The sequence below is a fragment of the Streptococcus mitis genome (assembly GCF_047464035.1).
Classification (GTDB): domain Bacteria; phylum Bacillota; class Bacilli; order Lactobacillales; family Streptococcaceae; genus Streptococcus; species Streptococcus mitis_DX.
Genome location: NZ_JASHCQ010000013.1, coordinates 21,198 through 46,978, shown reverse-complemented (window position 1 = coordinate 46,978; position 25,781 = coordinate 21,198). Strand labels below are relative to the sequence as shown.

Sequence of the window (25,781 nt, the reverse complement as noted above, 5' to 3'; positions counted from 1 at the left end):
TGTTTTTGTTTTTTCGTCATGAGGTGCCTCCTTACGAAAAGTCTCAGACTTAATTCTAGCATCATTCGTCGTCTGAGACTAACTTCCAGTTTTGGGAGAGAGGTGGAAGTTACTTTGAGAAGTTACGCAAGAAGAATTGAGCCTATAATTTCTCTTATAAAAGGAGAATTTTCTGAAAAATCATGATATAATGGATGAGACTATAGATAAAGGATAGAGAGTAATGACATTAGTTTATCAATCAACGCGTGATGCCAACAATACAGTAACTGCTAGCCAAGCTATTTTGCAAGGTTTGGCGACGGATGGTGGTTTGTTTGCACCGCTTACTTATCCAAAGGTAGATTTGGACTTTGACAAATTGAAAGATGCTTCTTACCAGGAAGTTGCTAAGTTAGTTTTGTCAGCATTTTTAGATGACTTTACAGCTGAGGAGTTGGACTACTGTATCAACAATGCCTACGATAGCAAGTTTGATATTCCAGCTATAGCGCCTTTGGTGAAATTAGACGGCCAATACAATTTGGAACTGTTCCATGGTTCAACAATTGCTTTTAAGGATATGGCCTTGTCTATTTTGCCATACTTTATGACAACAGCTGCTAAGAAGCATGGTTTGGAGAACAAGATTGTCATCTTAACAGCGACATCTGGTGATACTGGGAAAGCTGCTATGGCAGGGTTTGCGGATGTGCCTGGAACTGAGATTATCGTCTTTTATCCAAAGGATGGTGTCAGCAAGGTTCAAGAGTTGCAAATGACTACTCAGACTGGTGATAATACTCATGTTATCGCTATTGATGGTAACTTTGATGATGCTCAAACAAATGTGAAGCATATGTTTAACGATGTAGCCCTTCGTGAAAAGTTGGCTACCAATAAACTGCAATTTTCATCTGCCAACTCTATGAATATCGGTCGTTTGGTGCCACAGATTGTTTATTATGTTTATGCCTATGCTCAGTTGGTTAAGACTGGTGAGATTGTGGCTGGTGATAAGGTCAACTTCACAGTACCAACAGGAAATTTTGGAAATATCTTGGCTGCCTTTTATGCTAAGCAAATTGGTCTACCAGTTGGCAAATTAATCTGTGCTTCAAATGACAACAATGTTTTGACAGACTTTTTCAAGACACGTGTTTACGACAAGAAACGTGAGTTTAAAGTGACTACTAGTCCATCTATGGATATTTTGGTATCTTCAAACTTGGAGCGTTTGATTTTCCATCTTTTAGGTAATGATGCGGTTAAAACAGCTGAACTTATGAATGCCTTGAACAAGCAAGGACAATATGAGTTGACAGACTTTGATGCAGAGATTTTGGACCTCTTTGCAGCTGAATATGCGACTGAGGAAGAAACGGCAGCAGAAATCAAGCGTGTTTATGAGGCAGATTCTTATATCGAGGATCCACATACGGCGGTTGCCTCGGCAGTTTATAAGAAATACCAAGCGGCTACTGGCGATGTGACTAAGACGGTGATTGCTTCAACAGCTAGTCCCTACAAGTTTCCAGTGGTTGCCGTAGAAGCTGTAACAGGAAAAGCAGGCTTGACAGACTTTGAAGCCTTGGATCAATTACATGAAATCTCAGGTGTTGCAGTGCCACCAGCAGTTGATGGACTTGAAACAGCTCCTGTTCGTCACAAGACAACAGTGGCAGCTGCTGATATGCAAGCAGCGGTTGAGGATTATCTAGGACTTTAAGACAGAGGGAGTAAACTCGGTTGGGAAACCAACTGAGTTTCTTTTCATCAGGAGGAAGGATTGTTTAAGAAAAATAAAGACATTCTTAATATTGCCTTACCAGCTATGGGCGAAAACTTTTTGCAGATGCTCATGGGGATGGTGGACAGTTATCTGGTAGCCCACTTGGGCTTGATAGCTATTTCGGGTGTATCAGTAGCTGGCAATATTATCACGATTTACCAGGCGATTTTCATCGCTCTGGGAGCTGCTATTTCCAGTGTTATTTCAAAAAGTTTGGGGCAGAAGGATCAATCTATGCTAGCCTATCATGTGACTGAGGCGTTGAAGATTACCTTACTATTAAGTTTCCTTTTAGGATTTTTGTCCATCTTCGCTGGGAAAGAGATGATAGGACTTTTGGGGACGGAGATAGATGTAGCTGAGAGTGGTGGACTCTACCTATCCTTGGTAGGCGGATCGATTGTTCTTTTGGGCTTGATGACCAGTCTGGGTGCCTTGATTCGTGCAACGCATAATCCACGTCTGCCTCTCTATGTTAGTCTTTTATCCAATGCCTTGAATATTCTTTTTTCAAGTCTAGCTATTTTTGTTTTGGATATGGGGATAGCTGGTGTTGCTTGGGGGACAATTCTGTCTCGTTTGGTAGGTCTTGTGATTTTATGGTCGCAATTAAAGTTGCCTTTTGAGAAACCGACTTTTGGTTTAGATAAGGAACTATTGACCTTAGCTTTGCCAGCAGCTGGAGAGCGGCTTATGATGAGGGCTGGAGATGTAGTGATTATTGCCTTGGTCGTTTCTTTTGGGACGGAGGCAGTGGCAGGAAATGCGGTCGGGGAGGTTTTGACCCAGTTTAACTATATGCCTGCCTTTGGCGTGGCTACGGCAACGGTCATGCTAGTGGCCCGAGCAGTTGGAGAGGATAATTGGAAAAGAGTCGCTAGTTTGAGTAAGCAAACCTTTTGGCTTTCTCTGGTCCTCATGTTACCCTTGACGCTTAGTGTCTATGCCTTGGGCATACCACTGACTCATCTCTATACGAATGATTTTCTAGCGGTGGAGGCTAGTGTTCTAGTGACACTTTTTTCACTACTTGGTACTCCTATGACGATAGGAACAGTCATCTATACAGCAGTCTGGCAGGGTTTGGGCAATGCTCGCCTTCCCTTTTATGCGACAAGTATAGGAATGTGGTGTATCCGCATTGGAACAGGATATCTGATGGGGATTGTGCTTGGTTGGGGCTTGCCTGGTATTTGGGCAGGGACTCTCTTGGATAATGGTTTTCGATGGTTATTTCTACGTTACCGTTACCAGCGTTATATGAGCTTGAAAGGATAGGAAATGCAAAAAACAGCTTTTATTTGGGATTTAGACGGGACTTTATTGGATTCTTATGAGGCGATTTTATCAGGGATTGAGGAGACCTATGCTCAATTTTCTATTCCTTATGATAAAGAGAAGGTGAGGGAGTTTATTCTCAAGTATTCTGTACAAGATTTGCTTGTGCAGGTGGCAGAAGAGCGAAAGATGGATGTGGCAGTGTTAAATCAGGTGCGTGCCCAGAGTCTGGCTGAGAAGAATGCTCAGGTAGTTTTGATGCCAGGTGCGCGTGATGTGCTAGCTTGGGCAGAGGAATCAGGAATTCAGCAGTTTGTTTACACTCATAAGGGAGATAATGCTCTTACCATTCTCAGAGATTTGGGGTTGGAGTCCTATTTTACAGAGATTCTAACCAATCAAAGTGGTTTTGCGCGTAAACCTAGTTCAGAAGCAGCTACCTATCTGTTAGACAAGTATCAGTTGGATTCTGAGAAGACTTATTATATAGGGGATCGAACTCTGGATGTGGAATTTGCCCAGAATAGTGGGATTCAAAGCATCAACTTTTTAGAGGCGTCTTATGAAGGCAATTACAGGATTCAAGCATTAGAAGATATTCCTCTTATTTTTAAGGTTAAGTGATAAAAATATTGTGTCAGTTTTGTGACAGAGACCTAACAAACTATTTCAAGTAATCGAGTTTGTTACAAGGGATAGACAGTTCTGTTAAATAGGCCCGAGAGGGCTTTTTTTCTACATTTTTTGTGTTATCATAGACAGGTACTCATTTGAAAGGAATTTGAAAGAATGAAGAAAAGAATATTATTAGCCTCAACAGTAGCCTTGTCATTTGCCCCAGTATTAGCAACTCAAGCAGAAGAAGTTCTTTGGACTGCACGTAGTGTTGAGCAAATCAAAAACGATTTGACTAAAACGGATAACAAAACAAGTTATACCGTTCAGTATGGTGATACCTTGAGCACCATTGCAGAAGCCCTGGGTGTAGATGTCACAGTTCTTGCGAATTTGAATAAAATCACTAATATGGACTTGATTTTCCCAGAAACCGTTTTGACAACGACTGTCAATGAAGTCGAGGAAGTAACGGAAGTTGAAATCCAAACACCTCAAGTAGATTCTAGTGAAGAAGTAACAACTGCGACAGCAGATTTGACAACCAATCAAGTAACGGTTGATGATCAAACTGTTCAGGTTGCAGACCTTTCTCAACCGATTGTAGAAGCACCAAAAGCAGTAGAAACTACAAGAACAAAAGAAGTGGCAACAAGTTCAGAAGTTGCAGAGACAGTTGCTACTGCAGAAGAAGTGGCACCATCTACAGGAACTTCTGTCCCAGAAGAGCAAACAGCCGAAACAAGCAATGTAGTTGCAGAAGCAGCTCCTCAGGCAACGACTCAAGCTGAGAAGCAAGAAACACAAGCAAGCCCTCAAGCTGAGAAGCAAGAAACACAAGCAAGCCCTCAAGCTGAGAAGCAGGAAGCACAAGCAAGTCCTCAAGCTGAATCAGCAGTAGAAGCAACTACAGCGCCAGTAGAAGAAACAGCAATCGAAACAACTGCAACAAGTTCAGAAGAATTAAAAGAAGCCTCATCAAATGAAGCTACAACAGCAGTTTCTACTTATCAACTAGAAGAGAAGAAAACAGTTTCAACAACTTACGCGGCTCCAGCAGCGCCCGATTATGCTGGACTTGCGGTAGCGAAATCTGAAAATGCAGGCCTTCAACCACAAACAGCTGCCTTTAAAGAAGAAATTGCTAACTTGTTTGGCATCACATCCTTTAGTGGTTACCGTCCAGGAGACAGTGGAGATCACGGAAAAGGTTTGGCTATCGACTTCATGGTACCAGAAAGCTCAGAACTAGGGGATAAGCTTGCGGAATACGCTATTCAAAACATGGCTAGCCGTGGAATTAGTTACATTATCTGGAAACAACGTTTCTATGCTCCATTCGATAGCAAATATGGACCAGCTAATACTTGGAACCCAATGCCAGACCGTGGTAGTGTGACAGAAAACCACTATGACCACGTTCACGTTTCAATGAATGGATAAACCAGACTTGGTAATATCATTTTGACGAATGAGATCTAGCTTTCGTGATAGGAAGCAAGTCTCGTTCGTTTTTTCTTTGTCATACTCTTCGAAAATCTCTTCAAACCACGTCAGTTTTATCTGCAATCTCAAAGCTGTGCTTTGAGCAACCTACGGATAGCTTCCTAGTTTGCTCTTTGATTTTCATTGAGTATCAATATGAATGGAAAATGGGGAGTTTCCATCTTGTAATAATCCAAGCAACATTCTTGCAATCTATTTTACTTTATATTATACTTGATTAATCAACTATTGATAAATCAACCGAAAAAGAGAAAAGAGATGTTAGAGATTCAAGATTTACTTTATCAACTCCGCTTGTCTGAGCAAGCGAACACGAAATTATTTGAAAAAAGGCTTGGAATTAGTTTGACACGGTATCAGATTTTACTGTTTTTACTGGAGAATTCTCCCTGTAATCAAATGGCAGTTCAGGAGCGTTTGAAGATTGATCAGGCTGCTTTGACACGACATTTCAAGATTCTGGAAAAGGAAGGTTTGGTGGAGCGTCATCGCAATCCTGAAAATCAGCGAGAAGTGTTGGTAGAGGCTACTAAGTATGCCAAAGAGCAGTTAGTGGTGAATCCCCCTCTGCAACATATCAAGGTTAAGGAAGAGATGGAAAGTATCTTAACAGAGTCTGAAAGAACAGAACTCAGCCGTCTATTAAATAAATTGGTTTTGGGTATTGAAAATATAGAAATTTAAGGAGAAATAGATGTCAATTATTACAATCATTTTAACAACGATTGTTGCTTTGGAGCATTTTTACATTTTTTATTTGGAAAGTATTGCAACGCAATCAGATGCGACTAGTCATGTCTTTAACACGGACAAGGAAGAACTGGCTCGTCCGTCAGTAAGTTCATTGTTTAAAAATCAAGGGATTTATAATGCTTTGCTAGGAGTCTTTCTCTTGTATGGAATTTATTTCTCACAGAATTTAGAAATTGTGACTATTTTTGTTTTATTTGTGATTGGTGCTGCGGCTTATGGCTCTCTCACAGCAGATAAGAAAATTATTTTGAAGCAAGGTGGACCAGCTATTTTGGCCTTGATTAGTATTTTATTCTTTAAATAAACTTTAATGCCAGTCTGATACTCTCCGGTCCTTTTCACTCCAGAATAAGGGAAATATGTTATACTTGTTTTTAAGAAAAAAATCTCATTGAATTTGTTTTGAGGAGTTAGGAATGAAAGTATTAGTGACCGGTTTTGAGCCCTTTGGAGGGGAAAAGGTTAATCCAGCTTTGGAGGCCATTAAAGGTTTACCAGCTGAAATCCATGGTGCTGAGGTCCGTTGGCTAGAGGTGCCGACAGTTTTTCACAAATCGGCTCAAGTATTGGAAGAAGAAATGAGTCGTTATCAACCTGACTTTGTCCTTTGTATCGGCCAAGCAGGTGGAAGAACCAGCTTGACACCTGAGCGAGTAGCTATTAATCAAGATGATGCACGGATTCCTGATAATGAGGGTAATCAGCCGATTGACCTTCCCATTCGAGCGGACGGTGCTCCGGCCTACTTTAGTAGTCTACCGATTAAAGCGATGGTTCAAGCTATAAAAAAAGAAGGTTTGCCGGCCTCTGTTTCCAATACGGCAGGGACTTTTGTCTGCAATCATTTGATGTATCAGGCTCTCTATTTGGTAGAAAAGAAATTTCCACATGTTAAGGCAGGTTTTATGCACATTCCTTATATGATGGAACAGGTGGTGAATCGACCGACTACTCCAGCTATGAGTTTAGTGGACATTAGGCGAGGGATAGAAGCAGCAATCGGAGCCATGATAGAATATGGAGATGAGGACCTCAAGTTGGTAGGCGGAGAAACTCATTGATAGAAAAAGAGCTTGAGGGAAAACCTTCAAGCTTTTGGACGTTTTCGAGCCAGTACTGCTCGGTAAAAAATCATTTTAATGATTTGAATATAGGGTAGGAGTGAGAAACTAGCAATTCCAAAGGTAATCCAATTGAGGAAGTACCAAGGAAGGAGTTGTAAGTCTAGGACGAAACGCTGGAACTTGTAGCCTTTCATCAGGAAACGGCTGGTTTTTAGGATTTTCCCTGGTTTAGCTTGTCCTAAGTCTAGGGTATCACAGAGGAGAAATTCTACCTGCGAATAGGCATAGTATTGTGGGATATAGAGACTATTTCCGACAATCATCAAGAGGATACTTGCTAGAAAGTAAAGACCAAAGGTCATGAGGAAACGCTCAGTTTCAATTGACGTGAGATCCAGATTGGGAAACTCAGGGTGAAGGGCAACGAATTTCTTTGCAAGAAAGCTACTGTAAAAAAGGAAGTAAATTCCAAGCAAACTAGGAATGCTCCATAAGAAGAGATAGAAACGTTTGAGAAGGAGAGTCAAAAAGGTTTGTGAAAAGTACTCTTCGTTAAAGAGAGTGAGACTATTTTTGATGGATAGTTCTGTATCTGGGTTCTTTATAAGTTTTAGCGTTGTATAGACGGAACTGGTTAGAAGAATAGCTCCGATAAAGGAGACTAATAGTGGAAAAAGGTAGGCTTGGAATACATGGCCAAACACGCTTAAAAAGGGTTGTTCTAAAACACTCTCGTTGATGCGCTCTAAGGGATTGAGGAAGCCAGATAAGATGAGCAGTATGCTAGGTAAGAGATAGACGAGAAAGAGGCGGGGATTTTCAGCCTGAAATTGTCTGGCTTGCAGACGAACGGTTTTTAAATCAATTTTTGGGTATTTCATTCTCTCATTATACCATAGTTCGTGACAGTTCCTACTTTTTTTGATAAAATCATACAGTATGCCCTTGGGCACAAAGTATGAACTGGGACTGTCTTTCCCAGCTTCGGAGGTAAAAAATGTCAGATTCACCAATCAAATATCGTTTGATTAAGAAAGAAAAACATACAGGAGCTCGTCTGGGAGAAATCATCACTCCCCACGGTACCTTCCCAACACCTATGTTTATGCCAGTTGGGACACAAGCCACTGTCAAAACTCAGTCGCCTGAAGAATTGAAGGAGATGGGTTCGGGAATTATCCTGTCAAACACCTATCATCTCTGGCTTCGTCCTGGGGATGAACTCATCGCACGCGCTGGTGGTCTCCACAAGTTCATGAATTGGGACCAGCCTATTTTGACAGATAGTGGTGGTTTTCAGGTTTATTCCTTAGCAGATAGCCGTAATATCACAGAAGAAGGGGTAACCTTTAAAAACCATCTTAATGGTTCCAAGATGTTCCTGTCTCCAGAAAAGGCCATCTCTATTCAGAACAATCTAGGTTCAGATATCATGATGTCCTTTGACGAATGTCCTCAGTTTTATCAACCTTACGACTATGTTAAGAAATCAATCGAGCGCACTAGCCGTTGGGCTGAGCGTGGTTTGAAGGCTCACCGTCGTCCACATGACCAAGGTTTGTTTGGAATTGTGCAGGGGGCAGGATTTGAAGATCTTCGTCGCCAATCAGCTCACGACCTTGTCAGTATGGATTTCCCAGGTTACTCTATCGGTGGTTTGGCAGTGGGAGAAACCCACGAGGAGATGAATGCCGTCTTGGACTTCACAACCCAACTGCTGCCTGAAAACAAACCTCGCTATCTGATGGGTGTGGGAGCACCAGATAGCTTGATCGATGGAGTGATTCGTGGGGTGGATATGTTTGACTGTGTCCTGCCGACTCGTATCGCTCGTAACGGAACTTGTATGACCAGCCAAGGGCGTTTGGTTGTCAAAAATGCCCAGTTTGCTGAGGACTTTACGCCACTGGATCCTGAGTGTGATTGCTACACATGTAAGAATTACACACGCGCCTATCTTCGTCACCTCCTCAAGGCTGATGAAACCTTTGGTATCCGCTTGACTAGCTACCACAATCTTTACTTCTTACTTAACCTGATGAAGCAGGTTCGACAAGCCATCATGGATGACAATCTCTTGGAATTCCGTGAGTATTTTGTAGAAAAATATGGCTACAATAAGTCAGGCCGTAATTTCTAAAATGGAATGGATATAAGCTAAAAATCCTAAGTTTTCTCTTGGGATTTTTCTTCTTTTTTTGATAGAATTAAAGTGTATAATGAAAGGGAGAATAAACTCGTATGCGCATTAAATGGTTTTCCTTGATTAGAATTACAGGTTTACTACTGGTACTCTTGTATCATTTCTTTCAGACCATCTTTCCTGGAGGATTTTTCGGGGTAGATGTCTTTTTCACATTTTCAGGTTTCTTGATTACGGCTCTACTTATCGAAGAGTTTTCTAAAAATCATGAGATTGACTTGATTGGATTTTTTAGGAGACGCTTTTATCGGATTGTGCCACCTGTGGTTTTGATGGTCTTGGTAACCATGCCCTTTACCTTCCTAGTTCGCCAAGACTATGTGGCTGGAATTGGAGGTCAGATTGCGGGTGTTTTAGGCTTTATGACCAACTTCTATGAACTCCTAACAGGAGGGAGTTATGAATCTCAGTTCATTCCTCATTTGTTTGTTCATAATTGGAGCTTGGCCGTTGAGGTTCACTACTATATCCTCTGGGGATTGGCAGTTTGGTTCTTATCTAAACAGGCTAAATCAAATGGTCAGTTGAGAGGAATGGTCTTTCTCTTATCTGCTGTTGCCTTCTTGATCAGCTTCTTCTCCATGTTTATTGGTAGTTTTCTAGTGACCTCTTATTCCTCTGTTTACTTCTCCAGTTTAACTCATGTCTATCCATTCTTTTTGGGAAGTATCCTAGCAACGATTGTAGGCGTTCGTCAGACGACTTCCCTCGTCAAGCAGTTGGATAAAATCTGGGATTTACGCAAGACCCTTTTAGTTTTTGGAGGAGGTTTTGGCTTTTTACTCATTTTGACCTTCTTTGTCAAATTTACCTATCTCTTTGCCTATCTTATAGGCTTCTTGCTTGCCAGTCTTGCAGCTCTTGCTATGATCCTTGCAGCGCGTGTCTTACATGAAAAGACTCCTAATATGCAGGAACCAAAGATGATTAGTTTTTTAGCAGATACTAGCTATGCGGTTTATCTCTTCCATTGGCCTTTCTATATCATTTTCTCACAACTGACATCAAATCTTCTTGCTGTGTTACTGACTTTGATTTTTTCTTATGGATTTGCTAGCCTATCATTTTATGTGTTGGAGCCTTGGATTGCAGGCAAGAACACACCTGCTATACAAGCTCTTCGTCCCCTGCCTTATATTCACGCAATTCTTGCAACAAGTACAGGAATCTTGGCCTTCATTGTCCTCTTAGTGACTTTGTTAGCACCACAAGTGGGAGCGTTTGAGATAGATTTGACTGTCAATGGTTTGAAGCAAGCTGCAACAAATATTGGTCAGACCAAGGTGATGGCAGAACGAGCAGATGCAAATAGTTTGGGGATTGCTGATGGCACTATGTTAATTGGTGACTCGGTGGCTTTAAGGGCAAATACAGCACTACAGACAGCCCTTCCAGGGGCACAGATTAATGCTCAGGTCAGCAGAACAACTAAGACTGCCAATGAAATCATGCTAAATAATAGCCAGAATAAATTTTTACCTAAGATGGTAGTCATTGCAACAGGGGTAAATAATCCTGAAAATTATAAGGAAGACTGGGATAGTATCGTGAAAAATCTTCCTAAGGGCCACCATATGATTTTAGTGACTCCTTATGAGGGGGATAAGACAAAAGAGACCTATGCCATCGTTGAGAAGGCTGCTGCCTACATGAGAGAATTGGCAGAGAAGACTCCTTACATCACGATAGCAGATTGGAATCAAGTTGCTAAGGAACATCCAGAAATTTGGACTGGAACAGACCAAGTCCATTTTGGAAGTGACAATAGTAAGATTGAAGCAGGAGCTAAATTGTATGCAGATACCATTGCCACAGCCTTGCAAACAGCTCAAGACAAGCCAGTCAAATCAAAATAACGTGTATTTAAAAGAAAAGAGTTGGAGAAAGGAAGTATGACATCCAGCAGTCTAAAAAAATCTGAGTTCAGACACCTTATAAAAGCATAAAACGGCAAATTGCCGTTTTTATTTTATATTCTTTGATAAAATAGCTAAAATTGTATCGCTATCATTTGAGGTATCTGTTTTTACTAGTCCTGTTTCAACTCTACTAAATAATGAGTTAATAATTATTAGTCGCTCGTCTTTATCGATGTCAGTTCCAGCATAAGTTAGAGATTGATAAAATCTCGTCAAAGCTGCTTTTTGTCTGTATTCAGTAGCCAAATGATGATTTGACATCACAATCTTTATCAACACTCTAACAATGTAGATAAAAAATGAAATGACCGAAATAAGTATAAATGACTCAGATATGAATGGAATCTCTTTTTTGATAACATTTAAAGAATAGTCGTGTATCACGAGAACTAATATTACTGAAACAGATATTAAAGCTAAGACTGCACCAATAAGGAACCATGTCCATTTTGTAGCTCGCTTTTGATGTTCTATAGCACGCTCATTCCAAAGTTGCTCTGGAGCCTCTAGAGAAAGCTTATTTTTATATGTTTCCTCTAAATCTTTAAGCTTATTTTGCTTTTCTTTTTGCCAGTCGTTGAGAGATTTTTGAAATTCAGCAAACTCAGAAACTTTTTCATCGAATTGTTCCTGAATTTTATTATGTTTATCTTCTGTGAATGACGTAATTTCTCTATACTGTTCATCGGAGTTGTCTGAGATATCTTTCAACTTGCTAGCTAGAGGAGCTACTATATTTGTTTCAAAATCAGATATATTCTCTTTAATGTTTGAAAAGTTTTTTCTAAGTAAATATAGTGCTGGATAAAATACATATTGAGAGGTATTTGATAAATAACTACCTATAGCATTATTATACTTAGAGAGATAAATAAAATTTCTGATAGCTTCATTAAGATTGTCTTGAGATTGTTGAGTATAGAAAGAAACGAAACTTTTTAGTTTACGAATTTCTGAATCTTTGTCAATAGGAGAACTTATTGATAATATGTATACCATCTTATCTTGTTCTATTGATTCACGACTACTTGATAAATTATAGTAAAGTTGTTCATTTATTTTATCGATATTCAATTCTTCAAGCTCGAAGATATATTTTCTTATTAAATTAAACTTATCGCTCAAATTTTTCCAATTTGACATAAAATTATTGGGAGCTATGTCATAAATTGAACTCCAATAAGTAAGGTTACTTTTTATAATTTTTTCAAGCTCATCAAATGTAAAAAACTCTTTGTATTCGTGAAAATCAATTATAAAATCGCTAGAAATAGTGAATCTAAAGAGAATTTTATCATTTAGAAAATTTGATACTTGTTTTTTCGTAAAACTCATTATTTACCTCAATAGAGTTAAAAGTGAAAATTAATTTTCTTACAATCAATAAGTTGTGCAGGATTATTTGGATTTTTAACTTTTACATCAATAATTGATAGATTGCATGTATTATTAGCTAAAGATAGTAGCTCATCTTTATTGTTAAAGTTATCAAAATGCTGTGATGATACTAATGCAAATAAGTTGAAATCAGCCTCTTCTACTGGGGTATAAATATATTTAAAAACAGTAAAAGGATTATCAAGTAGCCACATACCACGAATACGAAGACTTGTTATTCCTAATGGGTCAATCTTATTTACTCGCCCAAGTTCTTGAGTTGGTGAAAAATTAACGTTTGGAATGCTTGATATGCCGTATTTTATTTTTTCAAAAATATCTTGATAGACTATCTTATCAGCACAATAAACAGAGGCGTCAATTAATGCTAACTCTCTGAGCTGTCTATTATTTACAAAACCGATTGAATAAATAAAATCTTTCTCACTCCATTCTTCTGCTTCACGAGCAGCTTGTTTTAATCGAGAATCATCAACGTAAAGTTTAGATTTAGGACTTGAGCTATTAAGTTGAAGCTGAGAATTACGACTTTCGATTTTCTTAGTTTCAATGGCTGCTCCGCCTTTCAACATAGCATCAGGTGGATTAGAATCATTACCCAGATATGAAAAAACTTGATTTACTTTCAGTATTCGGGCTGATTCGTCATCTTCTAAAATCGTGTCAGCAAAGCTATCGACAATATATTTTTCAAGAGCATCTCCCATTGAATTAGCTCGATTAGAACCCATATAAATTTCTTGAAGATTGGAGTTATGACTCTTTATAATGTTAATAACTGCTGTTAAAATATTCGCTTCCATATTATTTTCCTTTAACAATTTCCTTATATATAAAATCTGATATGGGTTGAGTAATAGCTTTTGCTAATAATACAGGGACTGCATTTCCAATTTGCTTATAAATTTTATCAATTCGTCCATTTTCTTTAAGTTTCATATTTCCGCCATCTGAAAACTCAAACCAATCTGGAAATGTTTGAATTCTGGCGATTTCTTTTATAGAAAGTCTCCTATTTATATCGCCATTAAAAATCCATTTATTTTTTTCAATTTTTGTCATAGGTTCACCACCTGGGTGTTGAGGAGCTTGGCGACCAGATGCCTGAATAGTAAAAGATTGTTCAGACCAACTCTTTTTTCTATTTCGACTCATGTAGATTGTTGAGTATTCACCTTGAAAATATGGTCCTGGGTTATTTTTAAGGTCCCCAATAGCCTGTTCTAGTGTTACGAAAGGTAGTTTTTCTTCGAGTAAGTCAATTTCATTAGGATTACTGTGAGTAGCCTCTGGTAGTTGATAATGAAAACCATATTTTTGTTCGATTTTTTCTTTATGAACACCAATTAAAAAAACTCGCTCACGCAACTGAGGAACCCCATAATCTCTAGCATTTACTAAATGAGGAGTGACGGTATAACCAGCCGCTGCAAAATCAGCTACAATTTGATTTAATACTTCACCACGACCCAAAGTCATCATTCCCTTAACATTTTCTGCTACAAAAAATTCAGGTTGAGTTTGAATGAGTGCACGAATAAAATGGATATATAAAAAATTTCTGGGGTCATCTATAAGTCGTGGTCCAGCTTCTGAGAATCCAGGGCAAGGAAAGCCCCCAATCATAATTTGGCATTCTGGAAAATGAGAAACCTTTCGGATGTCTTTTTCATGCTGAGTGACATGTTTAGGAAAGTTTAATTTGTAAGTCATATTAGCTTCTTTAAACATATCGTTTGTATATATCGTATGAAAAATACTTTCTGAACGATATTTATTAAATGTCTCTTTTCCAGAATTGAAATATTCTAAAGCTTTTTTATCACCAATAACGCTACTTAACCCAGCCAATTCAAGTCCTAAATCAAGTCCTCCAGCACCGCTGAATAATGAAACTACATTAAATTTATTTTCTCTGCTGTCAATATTTAACAACAAACTTATATCTTTTTCATCTTCAGGTACAGATAGCTCTTCTTCTGAAATTTTTTGAAGAAGTATCTCTTTAACCTCATCATTTGATAAATTGCGTGTTTCTGGTTTGAATTTTCCTCGTGAGCGATTTGCTTGCTTAGTTTTTTCTCTCATTTATTACAATCCGATTCCTATCAATAATTAACTTCCATTATACCATATAAAGCTAATGAGCAGAAGGTTTAAATTCATTACCCGATATCCTAGTTAGCTTGCGAAAAGTCTCGGATTTAATTCTAGCATAATTCGTCGTCTGAGAGTAACTTCCAGTTTTGGGAGAGAGATGGAAGTTACTTTGATAAGTTACAGCTCTTTTAAAATATCTCTAGAAAATAGGTCTATACCATTTACAAATGAATCAGAAAAGTTTATAATGTAATTGACATAATAAATATCAAAAGTAATCTTTTAAGGAGGTCATTATTATGCCTAATTACGTTAAAGCGGATCAGTTTTTCTATCCATTTGGCATTCGTCGCGGTGGGTACTTAGAACTTGTTGATGGCAAATTTGGGAAACATGTGGATCAAATTCCTGAAGGAGCAGAGGTTCTTGACTATACTGGTTATAGCATTGCACCAGGTCTTGTGGATACTCATATTCATGGATATGCAGGTGTAGATGTGATGGACAACAACATTGAAGGGACATTGCATACTATGAGTGAAGGACTTCTTAGTACCGGTGTTACCAGTTTCTTGCCCACAACTTTAACAGCCACTTATGAGCAATTGCTTGCAGTCACTGAAAATCTTGGAAACCATTATAAAGAAGCAACAGGTGCTAAGATTCGTGGGATTTATTATGAAGGTCCATATTTCACAGAAACTTTTAAGGGGGCACAAAATCCAACTTATATGAGAGACCCGGGTGTTGAGGAGTTTCATTCTTGGCAGGATGCTGCAAAAGGGATGCTAAATAAAATCGCTATTGCACCAGAACGTGATGGGGTGGAAGATTTTGTACGTACTATTACAGGTGAAGGTGTGACAGTTGCACTTGGACACTCAGATGCGACATTTGAACAAGCTAAGAAGGCAGTTGATGCTGGAGCTAGTGTATGGGTACATGCCTATAATGGGATGCGTGGTTTAACACACCGCGAACTCGGTATGGTAGGAGCTATGTATGAGCTCCCACATACTTACGCAGAATTGATTTGTGATGGTCACCACGTAGATCCAAAAGCTTGTGAGATTTTACTTAAGCAAAAGGGGACAGAAAACATCGCTCTTATTACGGACTGTATGACAGCTGGTGGGCTTGAAGACGGTGACTATATGTTGGGAGAATTTCCAGTAGTGGTTGCCAATGGAACTGCACGTCTCAAATCTACTGGTAATTTGGCAGGTTCTATCCTCAAACTTAAAGATGGTATGAGAAATGTAGTCGAGTGGGGTATTGCGAATCCGCATGAAGCAGTCATGATGGCCAGCCTTAACCCAGCAAAATCTGTTCACATTGATGATGTCTGTGGTCAAATCCGTGAAGGTTATGACGCGGACTTTATCGTACTAGATAAAGATTTGGAATTGGTAGCAACCTACCTAGACGGTGTGAAACGTTATCAAGCATAAGAGAGAAAGCAGAAGTTAGAGATTAGCTTCTGCTTTTTTATCTATATTACTTTACCGGTAAATAAAAAAGTTAAAAAAATCACAAAAAATCTTGAACAAACAAATGAAAAGGCTTACAATTATATTGTAAATAGTACAAATAAAAAAAGGAGGAGTGCTTTATGAAAGCCTATACTTATGTTAAACCAGGACTTGCTTCTTTTGTTGATGTAGATAAACCAGTGATTCGCAAGCCAACAGACGCTATTGTTCGTATCGTAAAAACTACTATTTGTGGAACAGACCTCCATATTATCAAAGGGGATGTCCCTGCTTGCCAAAGTGGTACCATTCTTGGTCACGAAGGGATTGGGATTGTTGAAGAAGTTGGGGAAGGAGTTTCTAACTTCAAAAAAGGCGACAAGGTCTTGATTTCTTGTGTTTGTGCTTGTGGAAAATGCTACTACTGTAAAAAAGGGATTTATGCCCACTGTGAAGACGAAGGAGGCTGGATTTTCGGTCACTTGATTGATGGTATGCAGGCTGAATATTTACGTGTCCCTCATGCAGATAACACTCTTTACCACACTCCAGAAAACTTGTCAGATGAAGCCTTGGTTATGCTATCAGACATTCTACCTACTGGATATGAAATTGGTGTCTTGAAAGGGAAAGTAGAACCTGGTTGCAGCGTAGCCATTATTGGTTCAGGTCCAGTTGGATTGGCTGCTCTTTTGACAGCCCAATTCTATTCACCAGCTAAATTGATTATGGTGGATTTAGACGATAACCGCTTGGAAACTGCTGTATCATTTGGTGCGACTCACAAGATTAATTCTTCAGACCCTGAAAAAGCCATTAAAGAAATTTATGATTTGACAGATGGTCGTGGTGTGGATGTTGCTATCGAAGCTGTTGGTATTCCTGCAACATTTGATTTTTGTCAAAAGATTATCGGTGTAGACGGAACGGTTGCTAACTGTGGTGTACATGGTAAACCAGTTGAATTCGACTTGGATAAACTTTGGATTCGCAACATCAATGTAACAACTGGTTTGGTATCTACAAATACAACTCCACAATTGTTGAAAGCACTTGAAAGTCATAAGATTGAACCAGAAAAATTGGTAACTCACTATTTCAAACTAAGTGAAATTGAAAAAGCCTATGAAGTTTTCAGTAAAGCAGCAGACCACCATGCAATTAAGGTCATCATCGAAAACGATATTTCAGAAGCTTAAGTAGTAAAAACATTTTGGAACACAAGCAAATAGAAATTCAGTCATTCATCAGATGGCTGGATTTTTTATCAAAAAATTAAGAAATGAGCATATTTCTTTCCTTGTTTAATGGAATTAGTTATAATATACGATACAAAGGAAATGAATGAATATGTATCGTGTTATAGAAATGTATGGAGATTTTGAACCTTGGTGGTTCTTAGAAGGTTGGGAAGAAGATATTGTAGCTAGTAAGAAATTTGATCAGTATTATGATGCTCTCAAATACTACAAAACTTGCTGGTTTAGATTGGAACAAGAATCCCCTCTTTATAAAAGTAGAAGTGACTTGATGACCATTTTCTGGGATCCAGAAGACCAACGTTGGTGTGATGAATGTGACGAGTATTTACAACAATACCATTCTTTGGCTCTTTTGCAGGACGAGCAGGTTATTCCAGATGAAAAATTACGCCCAGGCTATGAAAAACAAACAGGTAAGGAAAGGCACCGTTCTTGCCGTATGAAATTAAATTAGAGAAAAAGTAACTTTTTTGGAGTTGCTTTTTTTATTTTTCCAACTCTTTGCGAATAGTATAGTTGAGGAGGTAAGTATGGTTCAAGAAATTGCACAAGAAATCATTCGTTCGGCTCGAAAAAAAGGAGCGCAAGACATTTATTTTGTCCCCAAGTTAGACGCCTATGAGCTTCATATGAGGGTCGGAGACAAGCGCTGTAAAATCGGTTCTTATGATTTTGAAAAATTTGCGGCCGTTATCAGTCACTTTAAGTTTGTAGCGGGTATGAATGTTGGGGAGAAGAGACGTAGTCAACTTGGTTCCTGTGATTATGAATATGACCAGAAGATGGCATCTCTACGTCTATCTACTGTAGGCGATTATCGAGGACATGAGAGTTTAGTCATTCGCTTGTTGCACGATGAGGAGCAAGATTTACATTTTTGGTTTCAGGATATTGGAGAACTGGGTAAGCAGTACAGGCAACGGGGACTCTATCTTTTTGCTGGTCCAGTCGGCAGTGGCAAGACAACCTTGATGCACGAATTGGCTAAATCAATATTTAAAGGACAGCAAGTTATGTCCATTGAAGATCCTGTCGAAATCAAGCAGGACGACATGCTTCAGTTGCAGTTGAACGAAGCAATCGGGTTGACCTATGAAAATCTCATCAAACTTTCCCTACGGCATCGTCCTGATCTCCTGATTATCGGAGAAATTCGGGACAGCGAGACGGCGCGTGCAGTGGTCAGAGCCAGTTTGACAGGGGCGACAGTCTTTTCAACCATTCACGCCAAGAGTATCCGAGGTGTTTATGAACGCCTGCTGGAGTTGGGTGTGACTGCGGAGGAATTGGCAGTCGTTCTGCAAGGAGTCTGCTATCAGAGATTAATTGGGGGAGGAGGAATCGTTGACTTTGCAAACAAAGACTATCAAGAACACCAGCCAACTAGCTGGAATGAACAAATTGACCAGCTTCTTAAAGATGGACATATCACAAGTCTTCAGGCTGAAACGGAAAAAATTAGCTACAGCTAAGCAAAAAAATATCATTACTTTGTTTAACAATCTCTTTTCCAGCGGTTTTCATCTGGTGGAGACCATCTCCTTTTTAGATAGGAGTGCCTTATTGGACAAGCAGTGTGTGACTCAGATGCGCACGGGCTTGTCTCAGGGGAAATCATTCTCAGAAATGATGGAAAGTTTGGGATTTTCAAGTGCCATTGTCACCCAGTTATCCCTAGCTGAAGTTCATGGGAATCTTCACCTGAGTTTGGGAAAGATAGAAGAGTATCTAGACAATCTGGCCAAGGTCAAGAAAAAACTAATCGAAGTGGCGACCTATCCTTTGATTTTGCTGGGATTTCTTCTCTTAATTATGCTGGGGCTACGTAACTACCTACTACCTCAACTGGATAGTAGTAATATTGCCACCCAAATTATCGGCAATCTGCCACAAATTTTTCTAGGCATGGTAGGGTTTGTTTCCGTACTTGCACTTTCAGCACTCACTTTCTATAAAAGAAGTTCGAAGATGCGCGTCTTTTCTATCTTAGCACGTCTTCCCTTTCTTGGAATCTTTGTGCAGACCTATTTGACGGCCTATTACGCGCGTGAATGGGGGAATATGATTTCGCAGGGAATGGAGCTGACGCAGATTTTTCAGATGATGCAGGAACAAGGTTCCCAGCTCTTTAAAGAAATCGGTCAAGACTTAGCTCAAGCTCTCCAAAATGGTCGTGAGTTTTCTCAAACTATAGGAACCTATCCTTTCTTTAGAAAGGAATTGAGTCTCATCATCGAGTATGGGGAAGTCAAGTCCAAGCTGGGTAGTGAGTTGGAAATCTATGCTGAAAAAACTTGGGAAGCCTTTTTTACCCGAGTCAACCGCACCATGAATTTGGTGCAGCCGCTGGTTTTTATCTTTGTGGCTCTGATTATCGTTTTACTTTATGCGGCAATGCTCATGCCCATGTATCAAAATATGGAGGTAAATTTTTAACATGAAAAAAATGATGACATTCTTGAAAAAAGCGAAAGTGAAGGCTTTCACACTTGTGGAGATGTTGGTGGTCTTGCTGATTATCAGCGTACTTCTCTTGCTATTTGTGCCTAATTTGACCAAGCAAAAAGAAGCAGTTAACGACAAAGGAAAAGCAGCTGTTGTGAAGGTGGTAGAAAGCCAGGCAGAGCTTTATAGCTTAGATAAAAATGAAGAGGCTAGCCTAAGCAAGTTACAAGCAGATGGGCGAATCACAGAAGAGCAGGCTAAAGCCTATAATGAATACTATACAAAAAATGGAGGAAAAAATCGTACAGTCAATGATTAAGGCTTTTACCATGCTGGAAAGTCTCTTAGTTTTGGGACTTGTGAGTATCCTTGCCTTGGGCTTATCCGGCTCTGTCCAATCCACTTTTGCGGCGGTAGAGGAGCAGATTTTCTTTATGGAGTTTGAAGAACTTTATAGGGAAACCCAAAAACGTAGTGTAGCCAGTCAGCAAAAGACTAGTCTAAACTTAGATGGGCAGATGATCAGTAACGGCAGTCAAAAGTTGACAGTTCCTAAAGGAATTCAAGCACCATCGGGACAAAGTATCATATTTGACCGAGCTGGGGGCAATTCGTCCCTGGCTAAGGTTGAATTTCAGACCGGTAAAGGAACGATTCGCTATCAATTATATCTAGGAAATGGAAAAATTAAACGCATTAAGGAAACAAAAAATTAGGGCAGTGATTTTACTGGAAGCAGTAGTTGCTCTAGCTATCTTTGCTAGCATTGCGACTCTCCTTTTGGGACAAATTCAGAAGAATAGGCAGGAAGAAGCAAGAATCTTGCAAAAGGAAGAAGTCTTGCGTGTAGCTAAGATGGCCCTGCAGACAGGTCAAAATCAGGTAAACATCAACGGAGTTGAGATTCAGGTGTTTTCTAGTGAAAAGGGATTGGAGGTCTACCATGGTTCAGAACAGTTGTTGGCTATCAAAGAGCCATAAGGTCAAGGCTTTTACCTTGTTGGAATCCCTGATTGCTCTCATTGTCATCAGTGGAAGTTTACTCCTATTTCAGGCCATGAGTCAGCTCCTCATTTCAGAAGTTCGCTACCAGCAACAAAGCGAGCAAAAGGAGTGGCTCTTGTTTGTGGATCAGCTGGAGGCAGAATTAGACCGTTCGCAGTTCGAAAAAGTGGAAGGTAATCGTATATATGTGAAGCAGGATGGCAAGGATATTTCTATAGGTAAGTCAAAATCAGATGATTTTCGGAAAACCGATGCCAGTGGACGGGGTTATCAACCTATGGTTTATGGACTCAAATCAGCTCAAATTACAGAGGACAATCAAGTGGTTCGTTTTCGTTTCCAGTTTCAAAAAGGCTTAGAAAGGGAGTTCATCTATCGTGTGGAAAAAGAAAAAAGTTAAGGCGGGAGTTCTCCTCTATGCAGTCACCATGGCAGCCATCTTTAGTCTTTTGTTGCAATTTTACTTGAACCGACAAGTCGCCCACTATCAAGACTATGCTTTGGATAAAGAAAAGTTAATCGCTTTTGCCATGGCCAAGCGAACCAAGGATAAAGCTGAACAAGAAAGTGGAGAACAGGCCTTTAATCTGGGTCAGGTGAGTTATCAAAATAAGAAAACAAACTTGGTGACAAGGGTTCACACGCCTAAGAGCCAATATGAGTTCCTATTTCCTTCAGTCAAAATCAAAGAAGAGAAAACAGATGAAAAGAAAGAGGCAGCGACTGATTCAAGTGATCAAGCAGAGAGGAAAAAATCGGAAAAGAAGCCTGAAAAGAAAGAGAATTCCTAGCTAATCAAGCTACTTTGTGCTAAACTAAAAGCATGAAACATGATTTTAACCACAAAGCAGAAACTTTCGATTCCCCTAAAAATATCTTTCTTGCAAACTTGGTTTGTCAAGCGGTCGAGAAACAGCTTGATCTTCTATCAGACAAAGAAATTCTGGATTTTGGTGGTGGGACGGGTCTATTAGCTTTGCCCCTAGCCAAGCAGGCTAAGTCAGTCACTCTTGTAGACATTTCTGAGAAAATGCTGGAGCAGGCTCGTTTGAAAGCAGAGCAGCAAGACATCAAGAATATCCAGTTTTTGGAGCACGATTTACTGAAAAATCCCTTGAAGCAAGAGTTTGATTGCATTGTTGTTAGTCGGGTTCTTCATCATATGCCTGATTTGGATGCAGCTCTCTCACTGTTTCATCAGCATTTGAAGGAAGATGGGCGACTCCTTATTGCCGATTTTACCAAGACAGAAGCTAACCATCATGGATTTGATTTAGGTGAACTGGAAAACAAGCTAATTGATCATGGTTTTTCATCGGTGCATAGTCAGATTCTCTATAGCGCTGAAGACCTGTTTCAAGGAAATTACTCAGAACTCTTTTTAACAGTAGCCCAAAAATCACTCGCCTAGTCAGGGAGTGATTTTTCTATAAGGATGGAAAAAAGAAGGGAAATTTGATAAGATAGGAATATGGATTTTGAAAAAATTGAACAAGCTTATACGTATTTACTAGAGAATGTCCAAATTATCCAAAGTGATTTGGCGACCAACTTTTATGACGCCTTGGTGGAGCAAAACAGCATCTATCTGGATGGTGAGACTGAGCTAAATCAGGTCAAGGAGAATAATCAGGCCCTTAAGCGTTTAGCGCTTCGCAAGGAAGAATGGCTCAAGACCTACCAATTTCTCTTGATGAAGGCAGGGCAAACGGAGCCTTTACAGGCCAATCACCAGTTTACGCCGGACGCCATTGCTTTACTTTTGGTGTTTATCGTGGAAGAGCTGTTTAAAGAGGAGGAAATTTCTATCCTCGAAATGGGTTCTGGAATGGGAATTTTGGGCGCTACTTTCTTGACCTCGCTTGATAAAAAAGTGGATTACTTGGGAATGGAAGTGGATGATTTGCTGATTGATTTGGCAGCTAGTATGGCAGATGTGATTGGTTTGCAGGCTGGCTTTGTCCAAGGAGATGCCGTTCGTCCACAAATGCTCAAAGAAAGCGATGTGGTCATCAGCGACTTGCCTGTTGGCTATTATCCTGATGATGCCGTTGCAGCGCGTCATCAAGTTGCTTCTAGTCAAGAACATACCTACGCCCATCACTTGCTCATGGAACAAGGGATTAAGTACCTCAAATCAGATGGCTACGCTATTTTTCTAGCTCCGAGTGATTTGTTGACCAGTCCTCAAAGTGATTTATTGAAAGGGTGGTTGAAAGAGGAGGCGAATCTAGTTGCCATGATTAGTTTGCCTGAAAATCTTTTTGCCAGTGCTAAACAATCTAAGACGATTTTTATCTTACAAAAGAAAACTGATATTACAGTAGAACCCTTTGTTTATCCACTTTCTAGCTTGCAAGATGCAATTGTTTTAATGAAATTTAAAGAAAATTTTCAAAAATGGACTCAAGGTACTGAAATATAAAATAGATTTTGTTATAATAGATGAAAACGCTTAAAAGAGGAGTCTTGTTATGACAAAAACAATTGCAATCAATGCAGGAAGTTCAAGTTTGAAATGGCAATTATACTTAATGCCAGAAGAAAAGGTGTTAGCGAAAGGTTTGATTGAACGTATCGGTTTGAAAGATTCAATTTCAACTGTAAAATTTGATGGCCGTTCTGAACAACAAATTTTGGATATCGAAAATCACACACAAGCTGTTAAAATCTTATTGGATGACTTGATTCGTTTCGATATTATCAAGGCTTACGATGAGATTACAGGTGTTGGCCACCGTGTTGTGGCAGGTGGAGAATATTTCAAAGAATCAACAGTTGTTGAAGGTGATGTATTAGAAAAAGTTGAAGAGTTGAGTTTGTTAGCTCCTCTCCACAATCCAGCCAATGCAGCAGGTGTTCGTGCCTTTAAGGAATTGTTGCCAGATATTACCAGTGTAGTTGTGTTTGATACTTCATTCCACACAAGTATGCCAGAGAAAGCTTACCGCTACCCTCTACCAACAAAATACTACACAGAAAACAAGGTTCGTAAATACGGTGCCCACGGTACAAGCCACCAGTTTGTAGCAGGAGAAGCTGCAAAACTCTTGGGACGTCCATTAGAAGACTTGAAGTTAATTACTTGCCACATCGGTAATGGTGCTTCTATTACAGCAGTTAAGGGTGGTCAATCTGTCGATACTTCAATGGGCTTCACTCCACTTGGCGGTGTGATGATGGGAACTCGCACAGGAGATATTGACCCAGCCATCATTCCTTATTTAATGCAATATACAGAGGACTTTAACACGCCTGAAGATATTAGTCGCGTCCTTAATCGTGAATCAGGACTTATGGGTGTTTCAGGTAAATCTAGTGATATGCGTGATGTAATTGCTGCTATGGAAGAAGGGGATCATGATGCTACTTTAGCCTATGAAATGTATGTTGATCGTATCCAAAAGCATATCGGTCAATACCTTGCGGTCCTAAATGGAGCAGATGCTATTATCTTCACAGCAGGTATCGGAGAAAATGCAGCTGCTGTACGTGAAGATGTTATCTCAGGTATCTCTTGGTTTGGCTGTGATGTTGACCCAGAAAAGAACGTCTTTGGTGTGACAGGAGACATCTCAACAGATGCAGCGAAAATCCGTGTCTTGGTTATTCCAACAGATGAAGAATTAATTATTGCCCGTGATGTTGAACGTTTGAAAAAATAACTAAAATCAGAAAAAATATTCCGTACAAGGAGTTGGAAAAGTGATTTTTCCAGCTTCTTTTTCTGATGAAATTGTCCAAAACCTTGCTATGATTGGCTTTTTTGAAAAATATGGTATAATAGTAGTAATTTAATAGATGGAGTTGAGTTTTGAAGAAAAACTTTCGTGTAAAAAGAGAGAAAGATTTTAAGGCGATTTTCAAGGAAGGAACAAGTTTTGCTAATCGCAAATTTGTTGTCTACCAATTAGAAAACCAGAAAAACCATTTTCGAGTAGGTCTATCAGTTAGCAAAAAGCTGGGGAATGCAGTTACTAGAAATCAAATCAAGCGACGGATTCGTCATATTATCCAGAATGCAAAAGGGAGTCTGGTAGAAGATGTCGACTTTGTTGTCATTGCTCGAAAAGGGGTTGAAACCTTGGGATACGCAGAGATGGAGAAAAATCTACTCCACGTATTAAAATTATCAAAGATCTACCAGGAAGGAAATGGGAGTGAAAAAGAAATTACAGTTGACTAGTTTGCTAGGTCTATCTCTATTTATCATGACAGCCTGTGCAACTAATGGGACAACTAGCGATATTACGGCAGATTCGACTGATTTTTGGAGTAAATTGGTTTACTTCTTTGCAGAGGTCATTCGCTTTTTATCGTTTGATATTAGTATCGGAGTGGGAATTATTCTCTTTACAATCTTGATTCGTACAGTGCTCTTGCCAGTCTTTCAAGTGCAAATGGTGGCTTCTAGAAAAATGCAGGAAGCTCAACCACGCATTAAGGCGCTTCGAGAACAATATCAGGGTCGAGATATGGAAAGCAGAACCAAGCTAGAGCAGGAAATGCGTAAAGTCTTTAAAGAAATGGGTGTCAGACAGTCAGATTCTCTTTGGCCGATTTTGATTCAGATGCCACTTATCTTGGCCTTGTTTCAAGCTCTATCAAGAGTTGACTTTTTGAAGACAGGTCATTTCTTATGGATTAATCTTGGTGATGTGGATACAACATTCGTGCTTCCGATTTTAGCAGCAGTATTCACCTTTTTAAGTACTTGGTTATCCAATAAAGCCTTGTCTGAGCGTAACGGAGCTACGACTGCGATGATGTATGGGATTCCAGTCTTGATCTTTATCTTTGGGGTTTATGCTCCGAGCGGAGTCGCTCTCTACTGGGCAGTGTCCAATGCTTATCAAGTCTTGCAAACCTATTTCTTGAACAATCCATTTAAGATTATCGCAGAGCGCGAGGCGGTAGTTCAGGCACAGAAAGATTTGGAAAATAGAAAAAGAAAAGCCAAGAAAAAGGCTCAGAAAACGAAATAATAAGG

At 39.5% G+C, this 25,781-nt stretch carries 28 protein-coding genes; 24 read left to right on the top strand and 4 right to left on the bottom strand.

All coding sequences use genetic code 11. The features are described 5' to 3' along the window. Positions 1 to 223: 223 nt before the first annotated feature. The 7 genes from thrC to pcp all read left to right on the top strand — a co-directional run bounded on the left by thrC (position 224) and on the right by pcp (position 6,984). Positions 224 to 1,708 (top strand): threonine synthase, encoded by a 1,485-nt coding sequence (thrC, locus tag QM818_RS05660; protein WP_414300016.1) that lies wholly within the window; start codon positions 224 to 226, stop codon positions 1,706 to 1,708. 60 nt (positions 1,709 to 1,768) lie between these two features. Further along, positions 1,769 to 3,049 carry an MATE family efflux transporter gene (locus QM818_RS05655; RefSeq protein WP_414300015.1) on the top strand — a complete coding sequence of 427 codons (1,281 nt, stop codon included), beginning with the start codon at positions 1,769 to 1,771 and terminating at the stop codon, positions 3,047 to 3,049. Positions 3,050 to 3,052: 3 nt separating this feature from the next. Continuing rightward, a complete protein-coding gene (locus QM818_RS05650) occupies positions 3,053 to 3,673 on the top strand; it encodes an HAD family hydrolase (protein ID WP_414300014.1) in 621 nt (206 codons plus the stop codon). 165 nt (positions 3,674 to 3,838) lie between these two features. After that, positions 3,839 to 5,107 (top strand): LysM peptidoglycan-binding domain-containing protein, encoded by a 1,269-nt coding sequence (locus QM818_RS05645; RefSeq protein WP_414300013.1) that lies wholly within the window; start codon positions 3,839 to 3,841, stop codon positions 5,105 to 5,107. 321 nt (positions 5,108 to 5,428) lie between these two features. After that, the gene (locus tag QM818_RS05640; protein ID WP_414300012.1) at positions 5,429 to 5,854 is read left to right on the top strand and encodes a MarR family winged helix-turn-helix transcriptional regulator; all 426 of its coding nucleotides are present in this window, start codon (positions 5,429 to 5,431) and stop codon (positions 5,852 to 5,854) included. A 10-nt stretch (positions 5,855 to 5,864) separates the two neighbouring features. Beyond that, positions 5,865 to 6,227, top strand: a complete 363-nt coding sequence (locus tag QM818_RS05635; protein WP_414300011.1) for a DUF1304 domain-containing protein — start codon at positions 5,865 to 5,867, stop codon at positions 6,225 to 6,227. Between the two features lie 112 nt (positions 6,228 to 6,339). After that, positions 6,340 to 6,984, top strand: coding sequence for a pyroglutamyl-peptidase I (gene pcp / locus QM818_RS05630; RefSeq protein ID WP_261033318.1), 645 nt, complete (start codon positions 6,340 to 6,342; stop codon positions 6,982 to 6,984). 26 nt (positions 6,985 to 7,010) lie between these two features. On the opposite strand, the gene QM818_RS05625 is transcribed toward pcp, so the two are convergent. Next, positions 7,011 to 7,868: a DUF975 family protein gene (locus QM818_RS05625; protein WP_414300010.1), complete on the bottom strand. Its 858-nt coding sequence runs from the start codon at positions 7,866 to 7,868 to the stop codon at positions 7,011 to 7,013. Between the two features lie 116 nt (positions 7,869 to 7,984). On the opposite strand from QM818_RS05625, the gene tgt reads away from it, so the two are divergent. Both tgt and QM818_RS05615 read left to right on the top strand, forming a co-directional pair. Then, positions 7,985 to 9,127 (top strand): tRNA guanosine(34) transglycosylase Tgt, encoded by a 1,143-nt coding sequence (tgt, locus tag QM818_RS05620; RefSeq protein ID WP_001285237.1) that lies wholly within the window; start codon positions 7,985 to 7,987, stop codon positions 9,125 to 9,127. 101 nt (positions 9,128 to 9,228) lie between these two features. Next, complete coding sequence (locus tag QM818_RS05615; RefSeq protein WP_261033311.1) at positions 9,229 to 11,046, top strand: acyltransferase family protein; 1,818 nt, start codon at positions 9,229 to 9,231, stop codon at positions 11,044 to 11,046. A gap of 108 nt (positions 11,047 to 11,154) precedes the next feature. On the opposite strand, the gene QM818_RS05610 is transcribed toward QM818_RS05615, so the two are convergent. From QM818_RS05610 to QM818_RS05600, 3 genes are read right to left on the bottom strand one after another with little or no spacing between them, the layout of a single operon-like run. Continuing rightward, positions 11,155 to 12,444, bottom strand: a complete 1,290-nt coding sequence (locus QM818_RS05610) for a DUF6161 domain-containing protein (protein ID WP_125453043.1) — start codon at positions 12,442 to 12,444, stop codon at positions 11,155 to 11,157. 17 nt (positions 12,445 to 12,461) lie between these two features. Further along, entirely contained in the window at positions 12,462 to 13,310 is an 849-nt protein-coding gene (locus QM818_RS05605; protein WP_125453044.1) for an NgoPII family restriction endonuclease, read from the bottom strand. A gap of 1 nt (position 13,311) precedes the next feature. Continuing rightward, positions 13,312 to 14,595 (bottom strand): DNA cytosine methyltransferase, encoded by a 1,284-nt coding sequence (locus QM818_RS05600; protein WP_224218884.1) that lies wholly within the window; start codon positions 14,593 to 14,595, stop codon positions 13,312 to 13,314. Positions 14,596 to 14,906: 311 nt separating this feature from the next. Between QM818_RS05600 and nagA the strand changes: the two genes are divergently transcribed. The 15 genes from nagA (at position 14,907) to QM818_RS05525 (ending at position 25,776) form a co-directional block, all read left to right on the top strand. Further along, positions 14,907 to 16,058, top strand: a complete 1,152-nt coding sequence (gene nagA, locus QM818_RS05595) for an N-acetylglucosamine-6-phosphate deacetylase (protein ID WP_101786331.1) — start codon at positions 14,907 to 14,909, stop codon at positions 16,056 to 16,058. Between the two features lie 161 nt (positions 16,059 to 16,219). Continuing rightward, positions 16,220 to 17,278, top strand: a complete 1,059-nt coding sequence (locus tag QM818_RS05590; RefSeq protein ID WP_414300009.1) for a zinc-dependent alcohol dehydrogenase family protein — start codon at positions 16,220 to 16,222, stop codon at positions 17,276 to 17,278. Positions 17,279 to 17,429: 151 nt separating this feature from the next. Then, positions 17,430 to 17,795, top strand: coding sequence for a DUF1033 family protein (locus QM818_RS05585; RefSeq protein WP_000286406.1), 366 nt, complete (start codon positions 17,430 to 17,432; stop codon positions 17,793 to 17,795). A 76-nt stretch (positions 17,796 to 17,871) separates the two neighbouring features. Next, positions 17,872 to 18,813 (top strand): competence type IV pilus ATPase ComGA, encoded by a 942-nt coding sequence (comGA, locus tag QM818_RS05580; protein WP_414300008.1) that lies wholly within the window; start codon positions 17,872 to 17,874, stop codon positions 18,811 to 18,813. Beyond that, a complete protein-coding gene (gene comGB, locus QM818_RS05575; protein ID WP_414300017.1) occupies positions 18,761 to 19,777 on the top strand; it encodes a competence type IV pilus assembly protein ComGB in 1,017 nt (338 codons plus the stop codon). The genes comGA and comGB overlap by 53 nt, the downstream gene beginning before the upstream one ends. A 1-nt stretch (position 19,778) precedes the next feature. After that, a complete protein-coding gene (gene comGC / locus QM818_RS05570; RefSeq protein WP_004257466.1) occupies positions 19,779 to 20,105 on the top strand; it encodes a competence type IV pilus major pilin ComGC in 327 nt (108 codons plus the stop codon). Further along, on the top strand, positions 20,098 to 20,502 hold the full coding sequence (comGD, locus tag QM818_RS05565; protein ID WP_261081317.1) for a competence type IV pilus minor pilin ComGD: 405 nt from the start codon (positions 20,098 to 20,100) through the stop codon (positions 20,500 to 20,502). The genes comGC and comGD overlap by 8 nt, the downstream gene beginning before the upstream one ends. Next, a complete protein-coding gene (gene comGE, locus QM818_RS05560) occupies positions 20,465 to 20,767 on the top strand; it encodes a competence type IV pilus minor pilin ComGE (RefSeq protein ID WP_050492328.1) in 303 nt (100 codons plus the stop codon). The genes comGD and comGE overlap by 38 nt, the downstream gene beginning before the upstream one ends. Further along, entirely contained in the window at positions 20,730 to 21,191 is a 462-nt protein-coding gene (comGF, locus tag QM818_RS05555; protein WP_061087532.1) for a competence type IV pilus minor pilin ComGF, read from the top strand. Before comGE ends, comGF begins: the two co-directional genes overlap by 38 nt. Further along, positions 21,169 to 21,582, top strand: a complete 414-nt coding sequence (gene comGG, locus QM818_RS05550) for a competence type IV pilus minor pilin ComGG (RefSeq protein ID WP_061087533.1) — start codon at positions 21,169 to 21,171, stop codon at positions 21,580 to 21,582. Before comGF ends, comGG begins: the two co-directional genes overlap by 23 nt. Positions 21,583 to 21,614: 32 nt before the next feature. Continuing rightward, on the top strand, positions 21,615 to 22,202 hold the full coding sequence (locus tag QM818_RS05545; protein ID WP_061087534.1) for a class I SAM-dependent methyltransferase: 588 nt from the start codon (positions 21,615 to 21,617) through the stop codon (positions 22,200 to 22,202). A gap of 60 nt (positions 22,203 to 22,262) precedes the next feature. Continuing rightward, complete coding sequence (locus tag QM818_RS05540; RefSeq protein ID WP_261219580.1) at positions 22,263 to 23,216, top strand: class I SAM-dependent methyltransferase; 954 nt, start codon at positions 22,263 to 22,265, stop codon at positions 23,214 to 23,216. A 49-nt stretch (positions 23,217 to 23,265) separates the two neighbouring features. Further along, a complete protein-coding gene (locus QM818_RS05535) occupies positions 23,266 to 24,456 on the top strand; it encodes an acetate kinase (protein WP_060806175.1) in 1,191 nt (396 codons plus the stop codon). Between the two features lie 149 nt (positions 24,457 to 24,605). Then, on the top strand, positions 24,606 to 24,977 hold the full coding sequence (gene rnpA / locus QM818_RS05530) for a ribonuclease P protein component (RefSeq protein WP_033679593.1): 372 nt from the start codon (positions 24,606 to 24,608) through the stop codon (positions 24,975 to 24,977). After that, positions 24,952 to 25,776, top strand: coding sequence for a membrane protein insertase YidC (locus tag QM818_RS05525; protein ID WP_414300007.1), 825 nt, complete (start codon positions 24,952 to 24,954; stop codon positions 25,774 to 25,776). The genes rnpA and QM818_RS05525 overlap by 26 nt, the downstream gene beginning before the upstream one ends. Positions 25,777 to 25,781 lie beyond the last annotated feature (5 nt).